Origin of the sequence: Acetobacter fabarum (genome assembly GCF_040702925.2) — a bacterium.
GTDB lineage: Bacteria > Pseudomonadota > Alphaproteobacteria > Acetobacterales > Acetobacteraceae > Acetobacter > Acetobacter fabarum_B.
Genome location: NZ_JBFCXX020000012.1, coordinates 54,750 through 73,069, shown reverse-complemented (window position 1 = coordinate 73,069; position 18,320 = coordinate 54,750). Strand labels below are relative to the sequence as shown.

General features: G+C 57.2%; 19 protein-coding genes and 1 other RNA gene. 10 read left to right on the top strand and 10 right to left on the bottom strand.

Translation table 11 applies throughout. The features are described 5' to 3' along the window. Positions 1-9: 9 nt before the first annotated feature. From AB2L51_RS09995 to AB2L51_RS09960, 7 genes are all read right to left on the bottom strand, one after another. Positions 10-297, bottom strand: a complete 288-nt coding sequence (locus AB2L51_RS09995) for a hypothetical protein (RefSeq protein WP_395582209.1) — start codon at positions 295-297, stop codon at positions 10-12. Positions 298-404: 107 nt separating this feature from the next. Further along, the gene (locus tag AB2L51_RS09990; protein ID WP_395582210.1) at positions 405-1,085 is read right to left on the bottom strand and encodes a hypothetical protein; all 681 of its coding nucleotides are present in this window, start codon (positions 1,083-1,085) and stop codon (positions 405-407) included. Between the two features lie 244 nt (positions 1,086-1,329). After that, positions 1,330-1,698 (bottom strand): hypothetical protein, encoded by a 369-nt coding sequence (locus tag AB2L51_RS09985; RefSeq protein WP_395582211.1) that lies wholly within the window; start codon positions 1,696-1,698, stop codon positions 1,330-1,332. A gap of 193 nt (positions 1,699-1,891) precedes the next feature. Beyond that, a complete protein-coding gene (locus AB2L51_RS09975) occupies positions 1,892-2,173 on the bottom strand; it encodes a hypothetical protein (RefSeq protein WP_395582213.1) in 282 nt (93 codons plus the stop codon). Between the two features lie 30 nt (positions 2,174-2,203). Continuing rightward, the gene (locus AB2L51_RS09970; protein ID WP_395582214.1) at positions 2,204-2,467 is read right to left on the bottom strand and encodes a hypothetical protein; all 264 of its coding nucleotides are present in this window, start codon (positions 2,465-2,467) and stop codon (positions 2,204-2,206) included. Positions 2,468-3,441: 974 nt separating this feature from the next. After that, positions 3,442-6,114 carry a DUF927 domain-containing protein gene (locus AB2L51_RS09965; RefSeq protein WP_395582215.1) on the bottom strand — a complete coding sequence of 891 codons (2,673 nt, stop codon included), beginning with the start codon at positions 6,112-6,114 and terminating at the stop codon, positions 3,442-3,444. A gap of 155 nt (positions 6,115-6,269) precedes the next feature. Next, the gene (locus AB2L51_RS09960; RefSeq protein WP_395582216.1) at positions 6,270-6,554 is read right to left on the bottom strand and encodes a helix-turn-helix transcriptional regulator; all 285 of its coding nucleotides are present in this window, start codon (positions 6,552-6,554) and stop codon (positions 6,270-6,272) included. 1,189 nt (positions 6,555-7,743) lie between these two features. Here AB2L51_RS09960 and rplU point away from each other — a divergent pair. The 4 genes from rplU (at position 7,744) to proB (ending at position 10,687) form a co-directional block, all read left to right on the top strand. Then, a complete protein-coding gene (gene rplU / locus AB2L51_RS09955; protein WP_025826492.1) occupies positions 7,744-8,058 on the top strand; it encodes a 50S ribosomal protein L21 in 315 nt (104 codons plus the stop codon). Between the two features lie 50 nt (positions 8,059-8,108). Beyond that, the gene (gene rpmA, locus AB2L51_RS09950; protein WP_048854263.1) at positions 8,109-8,378 is read left to right on the top strand and encodes a 50S ribosomal protein L27; all 270 of its coding nucleotides are present in this window, start codon (positions 8,109-8,111) and stop codon (positions 8,376-8,378) included. A 104-nt stretch (positions 8,379-8,482) separates the two neighbouring features. Next, positions 8,483-9,499 carry a GTPase ObgE gene (obgE, locus tag AB2L51_RS09945; RefSeq protein ID WP_086645573.1) on the top strand — a complete coding sequence of 339 codons (1,017 nt, stop codon included), beginning with the start codon at positions 8,483-8,485 and terminating at the stop codon, positions 9,497-9,499. A 57-nt stretch (positions 9,500-9,556) separates the two neighbouring features. Then, positions 9,557-10,687, top strand: a complete 1,131-nt coding sequence (gene proB / locus AB2L51_RS09940) for a glutamate 5-kinase (RefSeq protein WP_395582217.1) — start codon at positions 9,557-9,559, stop codon at positions 10,685-10,687. Between the two features lie 53 nt (positions 10,688-10,740). Here the strand turns inward: proB and AB2L51_RS09935 are convergent, their stop codons facing one another. Together AB2L51_RS09935 and AB2L51_RS09930 are read right to left on the bottom strand one after the other, a co-directional pair. Further along, positions 10,741-11,403, bottom strand: a complete 663-nt coding sequence (locus tag AB2L51_RS09935) for a hypothetical protein (protein ID WP_395582218.1) — start codon at positions 11,401-11,403, stop codon at positions 10,741-10,743. A gap of 42 nt (positions 11,404-11,445) precedes the next feature. Further along, the gene (locus AB2L51_RS09930; RefSeq protein ID WP_086645576.1) at positions 11,446-11,706 is read right to left on the bottom strand and encodes a DUF2312 domain-containing protein; all 261 of its coding nucleotides are present in this window, start codon (positions 11,704-11,706) and stop codon (positions 11,446-11,448) included. A 262-nt stretch (positions 11,707-11,968) separates the two neighbouring features. On the opposite strand from AB2L51_RS09930, the gene zwf reads away from it, so the two are divergent. Both zwf and AB2L51_RS09920 read left to right on the top strand, forming a co-directional pair. Next, positions 11,969-13,441 (top strand): glucose-6-phosphate dehydrogenase, encoded by a 1,473-nt coding sequence (gene zwf / locus AB2L51_RS09925; protein WP_395582262.1) that lies wholly within the window; start codon positions 11,969-11,971, stop codon positions 13,439-13,441. Next, positions 13,438-13,890, top strand: coding sequence for a hypothetical protein (locus tag AB2L51_RS09920; RefSeq protein WP_395582219.1), 453 nt, complete (start codon positions 13,438-13,440; stop codon positions 13,888-13,890). The genes zwf and AB2L51_RS09920 overlap by 4 nt, the downstream gene beginning before the upstream one ends. Before the next feature lie 32 nt (positions 13,891-13,922). Here the strand turns inward: AB2L51_RS09920 and AB2L51_RS09915 are convergent, their stop codons facing one another. Beyond that, positions 13,923-14,981 (bottom strand): alpha/beta hydrolase, encoded by a 1,059-nt coding sequence (locus AB2L51_RS09915; protein WP_395582220.1) that lies wholly within the window; start codon positions 14,979-14,981, stop codon positions 13,923-13,925. 96 nt (positions 14,982-15,077) lie between these two features. On the opposite strand from AB2L51_RS09915, the gene rnpB reads away from it, so the two are divergent. The 4 genes from rnpB to ftsL all read left to right on the top strand — a co-directional run bounded on the left by rnpB (position 15,078) and on the right by ftsL (position 18,304). Next, positions 15,078-15,490: RNase P RNA component class A (rnpB, locus tag AB2L51_RS09910), an RNA gene on the top strand. 319 nt (positions 15,491-15,809) lie between these two features. Continuing rightward, positions 15,810-16,289, top strand: a complete 480-nt coding sequence (gene mraZ, locus AB2L51_RS09905) for a division/cell wall cluster transcriptional repressor MraZ (protein WP_166111404.1) — start codon at positions 15,810-15,812, stop codon at positions 16,287-16,289. 3 nt (positions 16,290-16,292) lie between these two features. Next, positions 16,293-17,312, top strand: a complete 1,020-nt coding sequence (gene rsmH, locus AB2L51_RS09900; RefSeq protein WP_395582221.1) for a 16S rRNA (cytosine(1402)-N(4))-methyltransferase RsmH — start codon at positions 16,293-16,295, stop codon at positions 17,310-17,312. After that, the gene (gene ftsL, locus AB2L51_RS09895) at positions 17,309-18,304 is read left to right on the top strand and encodes a cell division protein FtsL (RefSeq protein WP_395582222.1); all 996 of its coding nucleotides are present in this window, start codon (positions 17,309-17,311) and stop codon (positions 18,302-18,304) included. The genes rsmH and ftsL overlap by 4 nt, the downstream gene beginning before the upstream one ends. The last annotated feature ends 16 nt before the right edge of the window (positions 18,305-18,320 follow it).

Genomic DNA, 18,320 nt, shown 5'->3' with positions numbered 1-18,320 from the left:
TCGTTCGGGTTATTCCGCTGGAATCGCCGGTCGGTCGGAGACGATCTTGCGGCGTAGAGCCGTTGCGTCACTGATCAGGGCATCGAGACCACGCAATACACTCTGCTCACAGACGATTTCGCTTTGGTTCGTTTTGATCATGAAGAGATCAAAAAGACCGGGCGGCATGGGGCATGTGCCAGCCTCCCACCTCGCCCAAGTCACAAGCGAAACGAAAACCATTTGGGCGGCTTCTGTCTGGGTCAGACCAGATGTGGCTCGGGCTGACCGGATGGCGTGTGGTTCGGGATTTTTCATTGCTTTAGCTTCCATGATTCGCTAAAAGCGGTGTGTCGATGCGCCGCTTTAGGTGTAAACAGTCGCTGGGTTCCCGCCCAGCGACTGTGGTGTTCAGGGGGGCAGGCTCAGGCTGCGCTTGCCTTTTTCTTTGCCTGCGCTACCTGCCGCTCATCAATTCGCTTTATAACTGCGAGTTCCAGCCGGGCGTCCTCAGCGATAATTGCTGCGTGTCTGCCCCATGCCTCCCGAGCGCTCCATTCCCATTCACCGTGAAATTTGACGAAGTTCCTCTTATCCTGTCCATCAAAAACGCCGTCTGTTGTTTCGATGATAAAATAGCGACAGTCATCGCTTTCTCCTATCGCCAGGCGCTCAGTAGTCAAATAATTGCCGTTCGATAGCCGATTTTTATCAAGCTGAAGCATTGTATCGATCAGATACTCAAGGTATTCAATCACCCTGTGACGGGAATAGGGATTGCGACGAGGATAACGATCGTCGTTATGAATCCTTACGACGTTTCGGCCGTTCCTGCGATGAAATAGACCATCGGTTGTTTCGGCAAGGAACATCCTGTCGCCGGTTATCCCGATGACCAGATAGTTCCCGTTCAACAGCCGCCGGGCCTCAAGGCTCTGACGATCGCGCTGGTATCCGTTGCGTTGAACGCGGGCCTCAAGTTCCTGAGTATTCACGAAGACTTTTGAAGATTTTGACATTTCTTTACTTACGCAAGGGCGCGCGGTGTCGATGCAGCGCCAGATTGATCTGCCATGTTCCCGCATGGCATCAGGTGTTTTTCTCACGCTGACAATTATTATATAGCACCGTGACATACAAAAATCAAGGAAAACGCAAGATAAATACTTGACTTTTTAGAATATAGTAATTTCCAAAACGAAGGAGGGTGTAACATGCACCCTTAATACATGCCTAGAAGGCCACCAGACCGACGATTTAGGTTTTTTGCTCATTGAGCGACTTTTGAGCAAAAACCCGGAATGGTGGCCTTCTGTAGAGAGGTTGGGTTATAAGGTCACGTTTTTGTGATTATTCGGCGGCAATAGGATGCGCGTCGGATTGACCGGAAATTGCTGCGGCGTCGCGTTTGGCTTGGGCTTCTTCTTCACGCTTACGAACTTGCTCGTAAAACTGTCTGCCGGTCGCGATCATGTCAGACATAACCTTGCCCTTTTTCATTTCCGTTTCGATTTCGGCACGGCTCGATGCGTCTAAATACAGGTATGCGCCCGAGGGCCATGTCAAACGATCCTTCGAGTATGTCAGTCGGTCGCGGCTCGTGAGATCAATGATGATGTTTGCTGTCGCATTGATGACGACGTCGCGTTTGACGTTAAGGACGATCGCAAGTGACGCTTCTGTCGCATCACCTGATACTGTCATTTTAGTGAACGACATGATTACTTCTCCATCAGTCTTTTTGACTGCGTTTTGAGCAGAAACATTTCAAACGACGGTGGCGGCATACGATGCGTGCCAGCCTCCCATTTCCTCCATGTCGAAATCGCAACAGATACTGTCTCTGCGGCCTGCGCCTGGGTCAGCTTTGCCGATTTTCGGGCACATCGGATCGCGGATGGTGCAGGCGGCATCACGACACGCTCTTTGCTGGACATACAGAAGCGGGCATCAATGAGCGCAAGAAACGTGCGATTTTTGTGCGGCCCGAGAGGTCGATCAGAAAGTCGTCAATCTCGAATTCTGCAATGCCGTCGGGTCGATGCCAGATTTTTATTGTGTGATCGTCTCGACGCATGATCAACATCCGCCCGTCCCATCCTCCGAAGACGCGCATTTCCCATGCCAAAGCCATTACGAATTTGAGTGCGGCGATGTCATCCGTTTCGATGACTGCTTTTGTGTCAAATTTCATCTTGTATTCCTCTCGCGTCGGAAGGCTGGCTTAGGCTGATTGTGCCGGCTGATCTGAAGACATCAGCGAGAGAAGCAGATGTGTGATGGCAGGATGTGATGCGACATCAAGGTCAACACCATCGATTTTGATGGCGGGAGCGCTGTATGCGCCGATCTCGATGACATGATTGCGAAAGCGCACGATCGCCTGCTGCTTGTCGTTTGACATGCTGCGACTGCATACGGCGCGGCTCATGAAATCAGACAGTTCGACTGCATCATCGACCGCGACGATGCGGTCGATGTCGAGCATTTTGACATGACTCATTTTAATTGTCTCCGCGATACGTCTCATGTAAAGCGGAGGTGTGTGGCGCCCGCTTTACAGTGTGTGTCTCAGAAGGGTCGCTCGGCTGGAACCGGGCGGCCCTTTTTTTTGTTATCAAGACAGACCTGGAAATCTATCTGATAAAAATAATATAGGTCGTTTCGAGCGTTTTGTCAAGAAAAACAGTAAATAAAAATAAGATATGCTGTTATTATTATTGTTGTTTTTTCGATATATGTTTGAGAAGGTTTGGTGTGATTAGGTAAACATGTTTACATTACTTGTGACTGAGTTGTTATTACCTGAAAAGGAGAGGGTGTGATTAAGAAAGGTCTTCAGGGGGCTTGAAGAGGGCGTGGGGACTGACGGGCTGCCGCCCTGGATTTGCGTTTACAAGACATTCGTGTGGTGAAGACGCGACCCCGCCGGCGGCAGCCGGCCATGCCCCTTCCTTCTTCAGGAGGCCCCCTTCAGACTCTCTAAATCGTTCGAGGAATGCTTCTTAAATCAAATCTCGGCTTGTCAATCTAACCACCCAAGCCTCTCACTAACCAACTTGTCTCAATCAGGGTGGTTAGTGAAAAACCGCAGTTTCCGGCTATTTTTTACGCGACTAACCAACCTAACCACCCTAACCAACCATTTTTTTATATATATTGTTTAACGCGCGATGTTTCTCGTTTCTCGCCGCCCCCCATCTCCCCGCGTTCTCATCAAAACGCAAAAATCATACCTTCTACATAATTCTCGTAAAATAGGTTGGTTAGGGTGGTTAGGGTGTCTAGCGGGTTATAACGTATTGTTTTATAATGAAAAAATACTAACCACTCTAATCGATGAGGGGTGGTTAGAAGCCACCCTGTTCAACAAACCGGGTGGTTAGCAGCCTACATTGACCACAAAAAAAGGCGACCAGATCGCTCTGGCCGCCGACCGACGTTTTGTCTGTCAGTAAAATTTCAATCCTCAATCACTTCATCGTCTTTCATTATTGTGTGCAGTATTGTGTAGCATCGGACTTGTTTGCCGACCGTCGGCAGCGTTCGTTTGACGGTCATGCCCCGCGAACCGATTTTAAGGAAACCCGCATCGCGGATCGCTTTTGCTGCATCGATGCCTGTCATAGATGTCGCTTTGAGATCGTCTCTGACGAAAGAATCCCATGTTGCGGCTGGAATTACATAGTCGTAAAAAATGGCTTCATTGTTGTTTGCGCTGACCTGCTCGCGAAAGCCGACCCTGTCGATTACGTTGGAGACGAAATCATCGGCCGTTCCCTCCTGACCACCCCCACTCGCCGTCTCGATCCGGCGGAGCGAGTCAAAGCGCCGAAGGCCATGCCGCATCAAAAATTCGCGTAGGGCTTTAATCAGATTGATGTCTTCGCGTGATCCGTCGCCCCCTCGGCTATCGATCCAATCTTCGTAAATACGGCCGACTGCGGCTTCAGCCTCTCCTGCTTCCCACGGCAAAACGCCGAGCCAGATTGCTATTTCTCCAGCCGCAGCGACGAGAGCAAAACGGTCGGCGACGCGCTCTACCTGTCCGTCGATGCCGGAACGGACGTATTTTTCGCGAAACTGCGCGATCTGTCTGTTGATCAAGTCAACGATATATTCCTGCCCATTGTCTTTGATCTCGTGCATGAGTTCGTTGATGAATTGCCTTCCCGCTACACCATGGCATTCCTTGCATTTTCCGGTCAGGTATTTTGAAAAATATGCTGGATCGTCGAAGCCATGGATGTTGTCGAATGCGCCGTTCTTTTCGCTGACAAGAGCATGAATCGACGGCATACGCGCGTCCTGCCCGCCTTGGATCGAGCCTGCGTCTGCGGCAATCTGATCTGAAAGGCTTTTCTCTCCGCTCGACACAAAGATCAGGCGGAAAGTCTTACCCTTCCGAAGCCCGACATCGCGTGTAGCCCGGTTTTTTCCCTCCCCATCGCTGGCGAGATAGACGATGTCGCCGATTGTTCGGCCTGGCGCATTTGTTGATTCGTCAAGAAACGCGCAGGTCTCAGACACGCGCTCAAGCAAGCCTTCCATCGCGTTTGCCGTGGATTTCCATTTCTTGATGATGGTATTCCCCGGATCGTTCGTGTCGCCCCAGACGCTCGCGCCAACGGTCAACATCGTCGTCTTGCCTCTCGATGACCGACCGTAGAAATGGAAGCCGCCGCCGGGCACCTTCAGCAACGGAAGGAGGGGGCTTGCGAGTGCCGCTGAAATTGCGAAAATTAGACGACTGTTGCCTCGCGCGTATGATGCGATGCTTTCTTGCCATTCTGCCAGCGTCCCGGCGGGGGTGTGCAGTGCTTTTAGCGCTTCTGTATCGACGTTATCGTTTTTGAACATGATGCGCTCATCGCTGCTACTCAGGACATCCCCTCCTGGCACAATGAAAGTGTCGAAAACCCCCTTGCTCGATTCACTCCATCCCACCTTGTCAACGATCTGGGTGAAGCTGTTGCAATAGATTTTCATGAGGAACGTCCTCAAATGCTGGGCCTGAGCCGGGTTAAAGCCAAACCCCAGTCCGGCCATACGCGAAAAGAGGTCGCTCTTTACGTTTGAAATTTCTCTCTTGGGAGCAACAAACGTCTGGACGCGGCCTTGGTCGTTCTTCCAGCGCAAAAGCAATCCTGCGTCAGCGGCTGATCTCGTATCGACAGCGGAGATGACTTCGAACGGTCGTGTTGTCACTTCGATTTCTGTGTCAGATGCAAACTCCCTAGATGAAGGCGCTGGCATCAGATAGACCAGCCCTGACGGGGTCATGACGTAATTTTTCGGGTATTCAACCCCGCCAGCGCTGTCTGCATCTGCGATTTCATGCGCTTCGACTGCGGCATCGACAATCGACTGATAATCGATGTTCTCCCCTGCCGCTGATTGGTGTCCTGGCGTCCAGTCGTCCGGCAATCCGTCGGGAAGGGTGGCGACTTTGACAGCAGGAGACGCGCTGTCCGCTGGCTGATCTTCGTCAATGCACTGTGCCATTGCACATGCGCGTTTCAGTCCAGATTCACTTGCGTCTGGCCAGACCGTGACTGCACGCCCGCGAAGTTGCGACAAGTCGGCTTTTCGGGTGTTATTTGGATCAATCGCAACGACGACAGTGTCTTTTACAAGTTTCTGCAATTCATCTGCTGATGCTTCGTCAAAAGTGACAACGACAGGCAGTGATTTTGCACGCGCAAGCATTTCGGCGCGATACAGGGGGAGGACAGGAAACAGTTTGTTCTGTTCAGCCTTGTCGATTACATGCCACGCAGGATGAGCATCTTTCGTGCCATAAACTATTGTTTTGCGGTCGCCTCCGCAATTCAGGACGGCGCAAATTACGTTTTGCTCTGCATTGCAATAAACGTAAATGGCATCAGGTTTCAGTCGCTGAAATGCGTCGATCGCGGGATATTTTTGGGTCGGGATTTCAGGACAGAGTTCGCCTGGACGGATTGCTTTCGGTTTTTTCGGTCTTTTCGCTTTCTCTTCAGCCTGTCGTGCCGGCGGTGGAGAATAGGTCGTGGGCATCTGAATCACATCAGCAGACATATCCGCATCAGCCGAGCGACTTAGGGGGCGTTTCCCTCGAAAAGGGTTGGAGGCTTTGTTCATTTGCGTATTCATCGTCTTCATCCATTTTTTTGGAGAAAACGCTTGACTCGCCGCCAAAAACACACATATCAAAGGGAAGCGATTCTCTCGTCGATATATATGTGTGTGTTTTTGGTGGCGCTGGTCGTTCCTGTGGCGGGATCGGTCAGCGTTTTCTTTTTGGGGGATTAAGCTGCCAAACGGCGCTGCGTTTCGGCCTTGGTCGGACGTCCGCGTTTTACAGCACGAACGCTACCTTCTGCCATGCCGTCGATCCACGCTTGAAGGTCTGCCGGGCGATATTTGAATCGCTTACCGAGCATGATGTAAGGCGGAGGCGGGGGAGGGTTCTGAGAAGCCGGGATCAGTTTCGCTCTTAGGCGATACAGGTAAGCCGGTGATACGCCGATTACAGCGGCGGCTTCAGACTCAGATAGCAATAGAGGCGTGATTTTAGGCTGGATAGCAGACATGACTCAGCGTGCCCTCGTTCGGAGGTTAATGCCGGGTCGGAAGCAGGGTGGCTTCTGGTCGAGCGTTTGACAGCGGCTGCAACTCTGCAAACGTGGTCTCCACCTGTATTCCCGCCGCGCCCCAAGGGGGTTTCCACGACGGAGGCTTCAACCGCACACTCCCTATCGCAATTTGTAACGCGCTTCCCAGCTTCCGCTGTGAACAGACGCGAGTCTATCCCTTACTTCCGCCCAGCAGCACGCATCGGCCCGCTAGACTATTTTTTAATATAGTCGGCGGCTTTCGTATTTTCAAGAGAAAAAGATGGCTAAAATCTATTTATGTCGGCTCATTTCGGTTAGGATTGGGTCTCAAACCCTTTATAATAGAGCCAGCTTGGCGACGCTCACGAGAACGTGAGGCACAGGGTCTTGGGTCGCGCCGGTCTGTGCAAAATTTTGTGCAAATTTGTGCAAATGACCCCGTGGCGTAGATTGATATAGGTTGTCTTAAATTGGCTTAAATTGAAATTAAATCCTTATATATCAAAGCGTTTGTAAAAATATCCAATAAAATCAAAGGGGCATATTCCGTCTCGAAAACCGTTGAGCTAGCAATAGTTCCGAGGGTTCGAATCCCTCCCTCTCCGCCACATCAGCCTGATAATTGAGTTTACAGCATAAAATTTTTAGCTTCTCGCTATATAGCGCGCCTTTGACACATGGAATGTGCGTGGCCACACCCTACACATGACCAACCAGAGGGTGCTGGTATCCGCTGCCAGAGCACCTGCCGCCTACGCGCCCCTCGCGGGATATTCTCTTATCAAAAGCCTGAAAACCCGTGATACAACGCATAGCCAGAAACCGCGCTATGGTTCTGGTCCATCACATGGAATGATGCACAGTTCCATGGTGCTCTCCAACTGAGCTGGCCTTGGCAGGCATGGCGTGAGGTCCCGCGGTTTGACGCCGGATTTATCCGCCGACAAGGGGCGTAATCAGGCTCCCTTCCCGCCTCCTGCCAAAATTACACCAGAGCGCAAGTTCTTTATTGACGTGGCGGCGAGTCTGCCAGTAAAAGCCCCGCTAATCCACGCAGATGGAAGCATGCCGTGCAAAGTCGCGGCCAAAGAATAAAAAGCGAGCTGATTTTTCGCCTGTGCCCAGGGTGCCGCGAGGGTCAAGAGATCGGAAAGAGAGACAGTTTATGTTCGCAGTTATCCGCACTGGCGGCAAACAGTACCGGGTTGAGCCCAACATGGTGCTGAAGGTTGAAAAGCTGGAAGTCGAAGCCGGCTCCACCATCACCTTTGATGACGTTCTGGCCGTTGGTGGCGAGAGCGGCACGACCATTGGCGCTCCCACAGTTGCTGGCGCAAAGGTAACGGCTACCGTTATCGCTCAGGACCGCCTCAAGAAGGTCATCATCTTCAAGAAGCGCCGTCGGCAGAACAGCCGCCGCAAAAACGGCCACCGTCAGCCGGTTACCGTTCTGCGCATTCAGGAAATTAACGCCGCCTGATTTCCCTTCAGGGAAACAACAGGCCGGTTAGACCACGGAGGACTTAGGTCATGGCACAAAAAAAAGCTGGCGGTTCATCCCGTAACGGGCGCGATAGCGCCGGACGCCGTCTTGGTGTAAAAAAGTTTGGTGGCGAGCAGGTTCTTGCTGGCAACATTATCATTCGCCAGCGTGGCACAAAGGTAAAGGCTGGCGTGAACGTTGGCGTTGGCCGCGACCACACGCTGTTTGCTCTGGTTCCCGGCAATGTGCGTTTTGAACGCCGTGCAGAAGGCCGCGTCCACGTTTCTGTTGATGCGCTGCCCCTCGCAGCCGAATAAGCAGGCTGGGTTTTCCAGCCTACGTTTTAGCGTAGCTGGAACGCAAAACAGGGCCGGGCCGGAAGGTTCGGCCCTTTTTCGTGTTCCGGGCCGGAAGGTATGTCATGAAGTTTCTAGATCAGGCTAAAATCTACGTTCGCTCAGGCGACGGTGGAGATGGTGTGACAGCCTTCCGTCGGGAAAAATACATCGAATTCGGTGGCCCCGATGGCGGCAATGGCGGCCGTGGGGGAGATATCATATTCGAAGCCGTGCCCAACCTGAACACGCTGATCGATTTTCGCTACACCCAGCATTTCCGCGCCCGCAAGGGTGGTAATGGTGCTGGCTCGGACCGCACGGGTGCCGCCTCCCCTGCTGTTGTCATCAAGGTGCCTATTGGCACCCAGATCATGGATGATGACCGCGAAACCCTGCTGGCCGATCTGGACGAAGCAGGCAAGCGCGTCACCCTGTGCCGTGGGGGGGATGGCGGGTTTGGCAATGCCAACTACAAAAGCAGCACCAACCGCGCCCCCCGCCGCTCGGACAAAGGCTGGCCGGGCGAAGAACGCTGGGTCTGGCTGCGCCTTAAACTGATTGCCGATGTCGGGCTTGTGGGCCTGCCCAATGCTGGCAAATCCACCTTCCTGTCCGTTGTCTCCGCAGCCCGCCCCAAAATTGCCGACTACCCCTTTACCACCCTGCACCCCCAGCTGGGCGTTGTGCGCCTGTCCATGACCGAAGAGTTTGTGGTGGCGGACATTCCGGGGCTGATCGAAGGGGCACATGAAGGCACGGGGCTGGGCGACCGCTTTCTGGGCCACGTGGAACGCTGCGCCGTGCTACTGCACCTGATTGATGGTGCCGCAGGCAACGTGGTGGACACATGGCGCACCATCCGCCACGAACTGGCGGCCTATGGTGGTGGTCTGGCCGAAAAGCCGGAAATTATTGCCCTGAACAAGACAGACGCCATGACCCCGCGTGAGGCATCTGCCCGCCGGGCGGCACTGCAAAAAGCCAGCGGTGCCCCTGTGCTGCTGATCTCCGCAGCAACACGGCAGGGTGTGCCGGAACTGTTGCGTTTGTTGCAGGATAAAGTGACTGCCTCCCGCAAGGACGCGCAGGACCAGTCCTGACCCACCAACCCGTAATGCCATAGCTGGAGGGGGCCATCTCCCCCAACGGATGAGCCCATGACCACAGACAGCCCCCGCCCCTCACTCCTGCACGCAAAACGGCTGGTTATCAAAATCGGCAGTGCTCTGGTTGTGGACCCGCAAAAAGCCGCTCCACGGCAGGAGTGGCTGGCCAGCGTTGCCGCAGATATAGCGGTTTTACGCAAACAGGGGGTGGCGGTGAGCGTTGTGTCCTCCGGGGCCATAGCACTGGCACGGCATACGCTGGGGCTTACGGATGGGCCACTGCGGCTGGCGGAAAAGCAGGCAGCAGCAGCCGTGGGCCAGATCAGCCTTGCCCAGGCATGGAGCCACGCCCTTTCCGCCCACGGGCTGACAGCCGCCCAACTGCTGTTAACTCCCGAAGATACAGAAGACCGCAAGCGCTACCTGAACGCCCGCGCCACCTTGAATACCCTGCTGGAACTGGGGTGTGTGCCGGTGATTAACGAGAACGACACCATTGCTACAGCCGAGATCCGCTTTGGGGACAACGACCGGCTGGCTGCCCGCGTAGCGCAGATGACCGATGCGGACCAGCTTGTGCTGCTCTCCGATATTGACGGGCTGTACACAGCCGACCCACGCACCAACCCCAATGCACAGCACCTGCCGGTTATTGAAGCCCTGACGCCCGAAATCGAGGCCATGGGGGGGGAGCCGCCACCGGGCTACTCCTCGGGCGGCATGCGCACCAAACTGCTGGCGGCCAACATTGCCACACGCTCGGGCTGCGCCATGGCCATTGCCATTGGCAAAACCATGCACCCGCTTCAGGCTCTTATGGATGGTGCACGCTGCTCATGGTTCCTGCCCCAGAGCAACGGGCATACGGGCCGCAAGCAGTGGATTGCTGGCAGCCTGAACCCCACAGGGGAAATCAAGGTGGATGCCGGGGCTGCCGAAGCCCTGCGCAAAGGCGGATCCCTGCTCCCTGCGGGCGTTCTGCACGTACAGGGCAACTTTACGCAGGGTGATCTGGTGGAGGTGGTGGATGCCAGCGGGCGCATACTGGCCCACGGCCTAGCCGCCTATGATGCAGACGATGCACGCCGCATAGCCGGGCACCATTCAAGCGAGACCGCCAGCATTCTGGGCTGGCAGGGACGTGATGAGATCATCCACCGTGATGACCTTGTGATGGTCTGACACAGCAGACCAAAAGTCACCACGAGGCTATTCCCCGCAACACCCCGGTTTTATTATGGTTTGTTGCGGGAGGGAAAATGCAGCACAGGCTCGGCCCGGCCTGTGTGGTCATCGTAACGCGTACTGGATGTGCCAGAACGGGGCAGCCCCCCTTCCCGCGAGAAGTCGGGCCTGTAGGCTTCCTGATTGGCGTCCGGCGCTCTCTGGCGGCGCTGGGTCTCGGCACTTTTTTCTGGCTGCCCGTCTTCCTCCTCATGCCAGGGCATGCGCCTGACCGGAGGTGACTTGAAGGCATCGGCTTCCATTGAGGGAGCCGGAGGTGCTTCCTGCCGGGCCTCATAGGCATCCGACACCCTTGGAGCCCGCAGTTCCGCAAAAACGGGTACGCCGCGGGGGGGGGCTGATTTTTCCACCACAGGGGAGCGTACCTCCTCCACCACAGGCCTGCCCTCGCTCTCCGCGCGGCGGGTGAAGGGGAGTGGAGGTTCCGCCCCATACCCTACATACCCGTCCGGCACCCCGTTGCCCTGCATGGCGCGCGCGCGCAGTTCCGCCTGAAGCTCCTCCAGCTGGAGGGAGAGTTCAGCCAGCCTGCCTTTGACGCCAAAAACGGCAAAAGGCATCATCATGAACGCAAGCCCGAACACAATGCCCACCGCCAGAACCAGCAACTGGCCCCATAGCGGCACCCATTCGGGAAAAGACAATGTCATCATCAAAAGCCGTCCCGACCCTGTGTTGCGCCTGCGTGGATGATCTTACATGCCCAGCGCACGACGGTAGATGTCCAGCAGGGTTTCCTGCTCTTCCACTTCCGAAGGCTCCTGTTTACGCTGGCGGATAATCTGACGAATGACCTTAACATCAAACCCGGCGGATTTGGCCTCGGTAAAAATGTCCTTTATGTCGCCTGCCAGCGCCTTACGCTCTTCTTCGAGCCGTTCAACCCGCTCGATAATGCTTCTCAGACGGTCTGCGGCAATGCCGCCTACTGCTGCGTCTTCTTGTTCGCCATCCATGTTCGGCTCCCTTTGTTGCGCATCGTATCTCAGACACAGAAATACGGAAGACCAAAAACCCGTATCCTGCTGCTTGCCAAAGGCGCGGGCTTATCGTGCCGTGTCCACGGGGTCAATGATCACACACCATTCTAACCCTTGCAAACACGTCCCGGGCCTTCCATAAGCGGAGCAGCCTTTGTGCGCTGTGGCGTTACAGCGCCTGCAAACGCCTTATATTGACGGCGGCCCTGCCCACCACCCTTGCGGGAATGTTTTTTCCATGGCTCTGGTCAATCACACGGGACCTTTTGATTTTGTTATTTTTGGCGCAACGGGCGACCTGTCGCGCCGCAAGCTGCTCCCTGCCTTTCTGCGCCGCTTCCATGCGCAGGAATTCAGCGACGATGCGCAGATCATCTGCATCGCCCGCACGGAGCTGAACACGGAGCAGTTCCGTGAACAGACCGAGGCCGCCCTGCGCGAATTCGCCCCCGAAAGCGCACAGGACGAACAGACCCTGCGCCATTTTCTGGGCCTACTGACCTATGTTACGCTCGATGCGCTCAAACCCGGCGGGGACTGGCAGACGCTTGACACCCTGCTGAGCGACAACGATCGCCCCCGTGTTTTTTATCTGGCCACTGCTCCAGCGCTCTATTCCCCGCTCTGCGAGGCGCTGGCCCGCCATAACCTGATTAACCAGCACTCCCGCGTGGTGCTGGAAAAACCCATTGGCGTTAATCTGGGCACCGCACGCGCCATCAATCAGGGTGTGGGGCAGTTCTTCCCCGAAGAGTCCATTTACCGGATTGACCATTATCTGGGTAAGGAAGGGGTGCAGAACATTCTGGCCCTGCGCTTTGCCAATCCCGCACTTGAAAAACTGTGGTCGTCCGAGGCCATAGCCCATGTGCAGATTACCGCGGCCGAAACCGTGGGGGTGGGCAGTCGTGGCTCCTATTACGATGAATCGGGCGCTCTGCGCGACATGGTGCAAAACCACCTGTTGCAGGTCCTGTGCATGGTGGCCATGGACGCCCCGGCCTCCCTCGGCTCCGATGATCTGCGCAACGAAAAGCTGAAGGTGCTCAACGCCCTGCGCCCCATGACGCCGGACATGGTGCGCCGCAACGTTATTCGCGGGCAGTACGTGGCAGGCGAGATTAAACGTCAGGACGTGCCCGGCTATAACGAGGACCTGGGCACCGGCCGCGCCAGCAACACGGAAACCTTTGTCGCCATCCGCACCAAAATCCGTACCGCGCGCTGGGGTCATACCCCTTTCTACCTGCGTACCGGCAAACGGCTGGCGACCAAAACCACCGAAATTGTCATCCAGTTCCGCCCGCAGGTGTGGCCGATCTTTACCAACATGCCCTCTCCGGGGCGTCTGGTGATCCGCATTGCTCCGCGTGAGGAACTCTCATTTGTCATGGCGGTGCGCGACCCCGGCGCAGGCGGGTTCCGCGTGCGCAATGCCACACTTGGCATGTCTTACGAAAATGCGTTTTCGGTCACGTATCAGGACTCGTACGAGCGTCTTCTGCTTGATGCCGTACGCGGAGACCCCGCCCTGTTCATCCGCCGGGACGAAGTTGAGACTTCATGGCAGTGGATTGAACCCATTCTCAACTCATGGCGGCATGCCATGACCCCGCTGGAACCCTACCCGGCGGGAAGCTGGGGTCCGGCCTCCACCCGCTCCCTGCTGGCCCGCGATGGCGCCCTGTGGCACGAAGACATGCTGACATGACAGACACCAACACACCCGCCCCCAAACCCAAACGTGGCCCCTTTGCCCAGCGAACCCTGCGCCAGCATGTCCTGCGCAGGCTGGCGCTGGTGCTGCCGCTTACGCTGCTCATGATCGTTCTGGCCAAAAGCGGCATACTGGAACGCATGGTGGACCGGTACACGTTTTCGGCCCAGAGCTGGTACGATGATACGGCTCTGGTCCAGCACCTGCGGCTCAGGGTCACCCAGAACGGCATGACGCATGACAGGCCAGACTGCCTGCTGTTTGTTGTCAATGGTAACGACCAGCCCACCGCATCGCGCATTGACGTGATGGAAAAAAGCACAGGCACATGCCCAGCCCCCAAGGGCGAACTGCCCAAGCTGTTCACACTCAAGGTGGACCGCATGAACCGGATTGTCCTCTCCGATCAGGGCTCACCCGGCCAGTTCCACCCCATTCCCTGAGCAGAGTAAGGCCCGCGCCCCAGCACCGGGCCTTACGCGCCGGTCGCAAAAACCTTGCGTAAGGCGCGCCCCCCAAGGCGGAGTGCCGCCTTGCCGTGGGGCATAAGCGCGTAAAAATTAAGGAACGCATGCAGGGTTCCGGGGTAGCAGCGGTACAGCACCGGCACCCCGGCCCGTTTGAGAGCTGAGGCATAGGCCTGCCCTTCGTCCCGCATGGGGTCGCATGCCGCCGTAACAATAACGGCCGGGGCCAGCCCGCCCAGATCAGCCGTGTGGCCGGGCACAAAATGCGGGTGTGTCCAGTCCTCCTCCCGCTGGATGTATTGAGCGGCATACCACTCCATTGAGCGGCGGGAGAGAAAATACCCGTCCTCGTATGTAGACTGCGACGGCAGGTTATTACGCCCGTAAAGTGATGGATAATACAGCAGTTGCAAGGCCGGGTTGGGGCACAGGCCCGCCCGCCCGTTCTGCGCCAGCACGGCGGCAAGGTTCCCCCCTGCGCTATCCCCCGCGACCGCCACCAGCCCACCCCAGTACTGTGCGGAGGCCCCCGCCAGCCAGACCAGTGCCGCACGGGAGTCTTCCACCGCTGCGGGAAAAGGGTTTTCGGGGGCCAGTGCGTAATCGGGCAGCAGCACCGCCGCCCCCGATGCCCGCGCAAGACGGCAGCATATGCCGTGGTGGGAGTTAAGGCCGCAATGCACAAACCCACCCCCATGCAGGTACAGCACCGCCCCGCGCACCCGCCCATGCGGAATGTAAAGCCGTGCCGCCAATGGCCCTGTTGCCCCCGGCACCTGCACATGCACCACCCTGCGCAGCGGCATGGCGGACAGACGCTGGGGAAAAGAGGGTGTGTCCATTGCTTTGCGCAGTATTTTTAGAAAATGCTGCTGCTCTGGCAGTGCCACCACAGATTGTACCTGTGCCCCGCCCTGCCCCTGAGCACTGTTATTCTGCCCTGCTCCCCTCTTGGATAAGCGTTTTTTACGGCGCTCCTGCCAGCGGATCAGCCCGAGCAGCACGCGCGAGGGCAGGTTGGGCCGGAGCGGGGTTGAAGCGGACGTGGGGACCATAAAATCAGACATATATGCATGATGTGCGCTCTTGCCTGCTCCTGCCAAGAGCGCTTTTCCACCACAAAGCCCTTGACCTGCGCCAGCCGCCAACGCAGGGTGCGCGGGCCAGACGGTCGGACGGTCGCTGTTGTGCGTTTTTGCGCATGATGGAGGAAAGTCCGGGCTCCACGGGAAGAACGGTGCCGGTTAACGACCGGCGAGGGTGACCTTAGGGAAAGTGCCACAGAAAACAGACCGCCTTCCGGGTTCCATGCCATGGGAAACCATGGGACGGGCTGAAGGTAAGGGTGAAACGGTGCGGTAAGAGCGCACCGCTCCGCTGGCAACAGGGGAGGCACGGCAAACCCCACCGGGAGCAAGACCGAATAGGAACGGCAGAAACCTTCGGGTTTCGGGGGTTCTCCCGCCCCGTCGTTCGGGTTGGTCGCGTGAGGCATGTTGCAAGACATGTCCCAGAGGAATGATCGTCCAGGCCCTTTTGGGCTAGACAGAACCCGGCTTACAGACCGTCTGGCATTTTTTCTCCCCTCTTTTCCCGCGTATAAAGCTGGGCACGCATGGGCTTTTACATGCCCTTTTTACTTCAAAAGAACATAACATGAACGAATAATGTCTTCTCCACACCCGATTCTACGCAATCAATACATTCGCGCGACTCTCCAACAAAGTATGAATACTTTATAAACGGCGGTTTTCTGCTATTTTTTCTTCGCTTTTAATTTGCGTCCCATGTGATCCCATGCTATCCCACGGCAGACCACAAAAGTGGTTGCGGTCCCATGTTCCCCGCCCCTCCAAGGAGCAGAAACCATTGGCTCAAAAGGACTTCTGAACTTCGTGAGTGTGTTCCTCGGCACGCATGAAAATCGATTCGACGCAAAAGGACGCGTCTCGATTCCTGCTGGGTTCCGCTCCGTTCTCAAGTCACAGCAGAAGGAAGGCGATGCGCTGGTGATTCTCCGCCCGTCCCATACGCTGCCCTGCATTGAGGCATGGCCAGCCGTGGCCTTTGCCCGCCTGACCGAGCCACTGGACCGGCTGGACATGTTCTCCGACGAGCATGACGACCTTGCCGCCGCCATTTACGCCGATGCCTACCCCATGGACCCCGACCGTGAAGGCCGCCTGATGCTGCCCGACTTCCTGCGCGAACACGCCGGGTTGCAGGACGTCTCTACCGCCGCCTTTATGGGGGTTGGCCGCATCTTTCAGATCTGGGAACCCGAGGCTGCGCGCCTGCGCCGGACCGAAGCACGCCAGAAGTCCCGCCGTGTCACCATTCCCGCGGCATCGCAGACCAGCCAGAGGGAAGACTAGGCTATGAACGCGCTCCCGCTTCCCTCCGCCATCAAGCCGCCCAGCAGCGGGCATGTACCCGTCATGCTTGATGAGGTGCTGCACTATCTGGCTCCCACCCGTGGTGAGGCCATTCTGGACTGCACCTTTGGCGGGGGCAGCTATAGCTGCGCCATTTTGAACACGGCGGAATGCACCGTCTGGGCCATAGACCGCGACCCGGACGCCATAGCCCGTGGGCAGGTGCTGTGCGCTGAAATGGAAAAAGTGGAAGGCCGCTCACGCCTGCATATGCTGGCAGGCAGTTTTGGCCACATGGCCGAACTGACGGAGCAGGCCCATGCCCCCCGTTTTGATGGCATTGTCATGGACCTTGGCGTGTCCTCCTTCCAGATTGATGAGGCCGAACGTGGCTTCTCCTTCCGGTTTGACGGGCCGCTGGACATGCGCATGGCCAGGCAGGGCCGCAGTGCAGCCGACATCATCAACACCGCCCCCGAGGCGGAACTGGCCGATATCTTCCATTTTTATGGGGAAGAACGCCACGCCCGCCGTGTGGCCCGCGCCGTTGTCGCCGCACGGGCGGAAGCTCCGCTCCACACCACGCTGCAACTGGCCGAGGTCATCCGGAGCGTAGTGCCACAGGACCGCTCGGGCATTGACTCCGCAACCCGCAGCTTTCAGGGCCTGCGGATTGCCGTGAATGATGAACTGGGCGAAATCGAACGTGGGCTGGAACAGGCCCTGACCCTGTTAAACGATGGCGGGAGGCTTGTTGTTGTCTCCTTCCACTCGCTGGAAGACCGGCTGGTCAAGCGCGCCATGCAGCGCGCTCTGGGCAAGGATGTCAGCTTTTCCCGCCATGACCCGCGTGCATCACTCGCCCCGGCGGCCCCGGCGGCCTTTGTGGGCCTGACCAGCAAGGCCATTCGCCCAGGCGATGCCGAATGCCGGGCTAACCCCCGTGCCCGCAGCGCCCGCCTGCGCGCCATGATGAAACGTCCTTCTCCATCCGCTTCTTTGACTAAAGGATTGAGTGCATGATCCCCCGCCCATTTACATGCTGCTGCGCTGTTCTGGCGATTGCATCGGGGTTTTTCCTTTATGCAAAGAAGCACCAGACAACCCTGCTGGACCAGCAGATTTCCGCCATTGTCAGCGAAACCGAACACGTGCGCGGGCAGACCGCCATGCTGCGTACGGAATGGGCACTGGAAAACCAGCCAGAACGGCTCGCAGCCCTTGCTGTCAAACATGCGGCTTATCTTCAGTCCATGAACCCGACCCAGTTCGTGCGGATGGCAGACCTTGCGCAACATCTGCCTGATGTGGTCCACGAACCCGTGGCCGTGGCGCAGACCAGCACGCCCGCACAGAGTGCACAGACTGCACAGAGCAGCAAACCCGCAGCAGCCCAGCCCTCCACACCCGTGGCCGTCACCAGCAGCAGCGCCGCCCCGGCGCACCAGCCCACGCCACAGCCTGAACGTGAACACACTCTGGCTGTAGCCGAGGCCGCTCCCGCGCCTCCACATCCTCTGCCTGTGCGCGCCATCCACCCACGCCCGGTAACTGTTGCCGTGGAAAGCCCGGCACAGGCCCCGCATGTTCTGGTTGCACCCGCACCGCTGCCGCCCCCGGTTGCACCGCATGATGCCCCCATTGCCCGCGTAGCGATAGCACCCCGCCGCCAGCCCGCGCAGGTGGCCGATGCCCTCCGCTCCGGCCTGCACCAGAACCCGGCAACAGCCAGCGCGGATGATGCGGACCCCTCTGCCTCCCGGCGTCCAACGCTGGCTGCTGCCAGCCGGGCGGAAGCCATGGCCCCACGCCGTCTGGCCCAGAACAGTGATGATATAGCACCTGTGCGCCACCCCCTGCCGGTAGCCGCGGCAAGCTGGCACCCTGTACGCGCACATAGAGCACCCATGGCAGAGGGTTATATGGAAGCCCGGGCAACTTCCGGTTATACGAACGGGTCCCTGCTGAGTCGCGGTAGCGACGCCCTGCCCGCCCCTGTTCCTGTAACCAATTGATTGTTTTGGCTGAAAG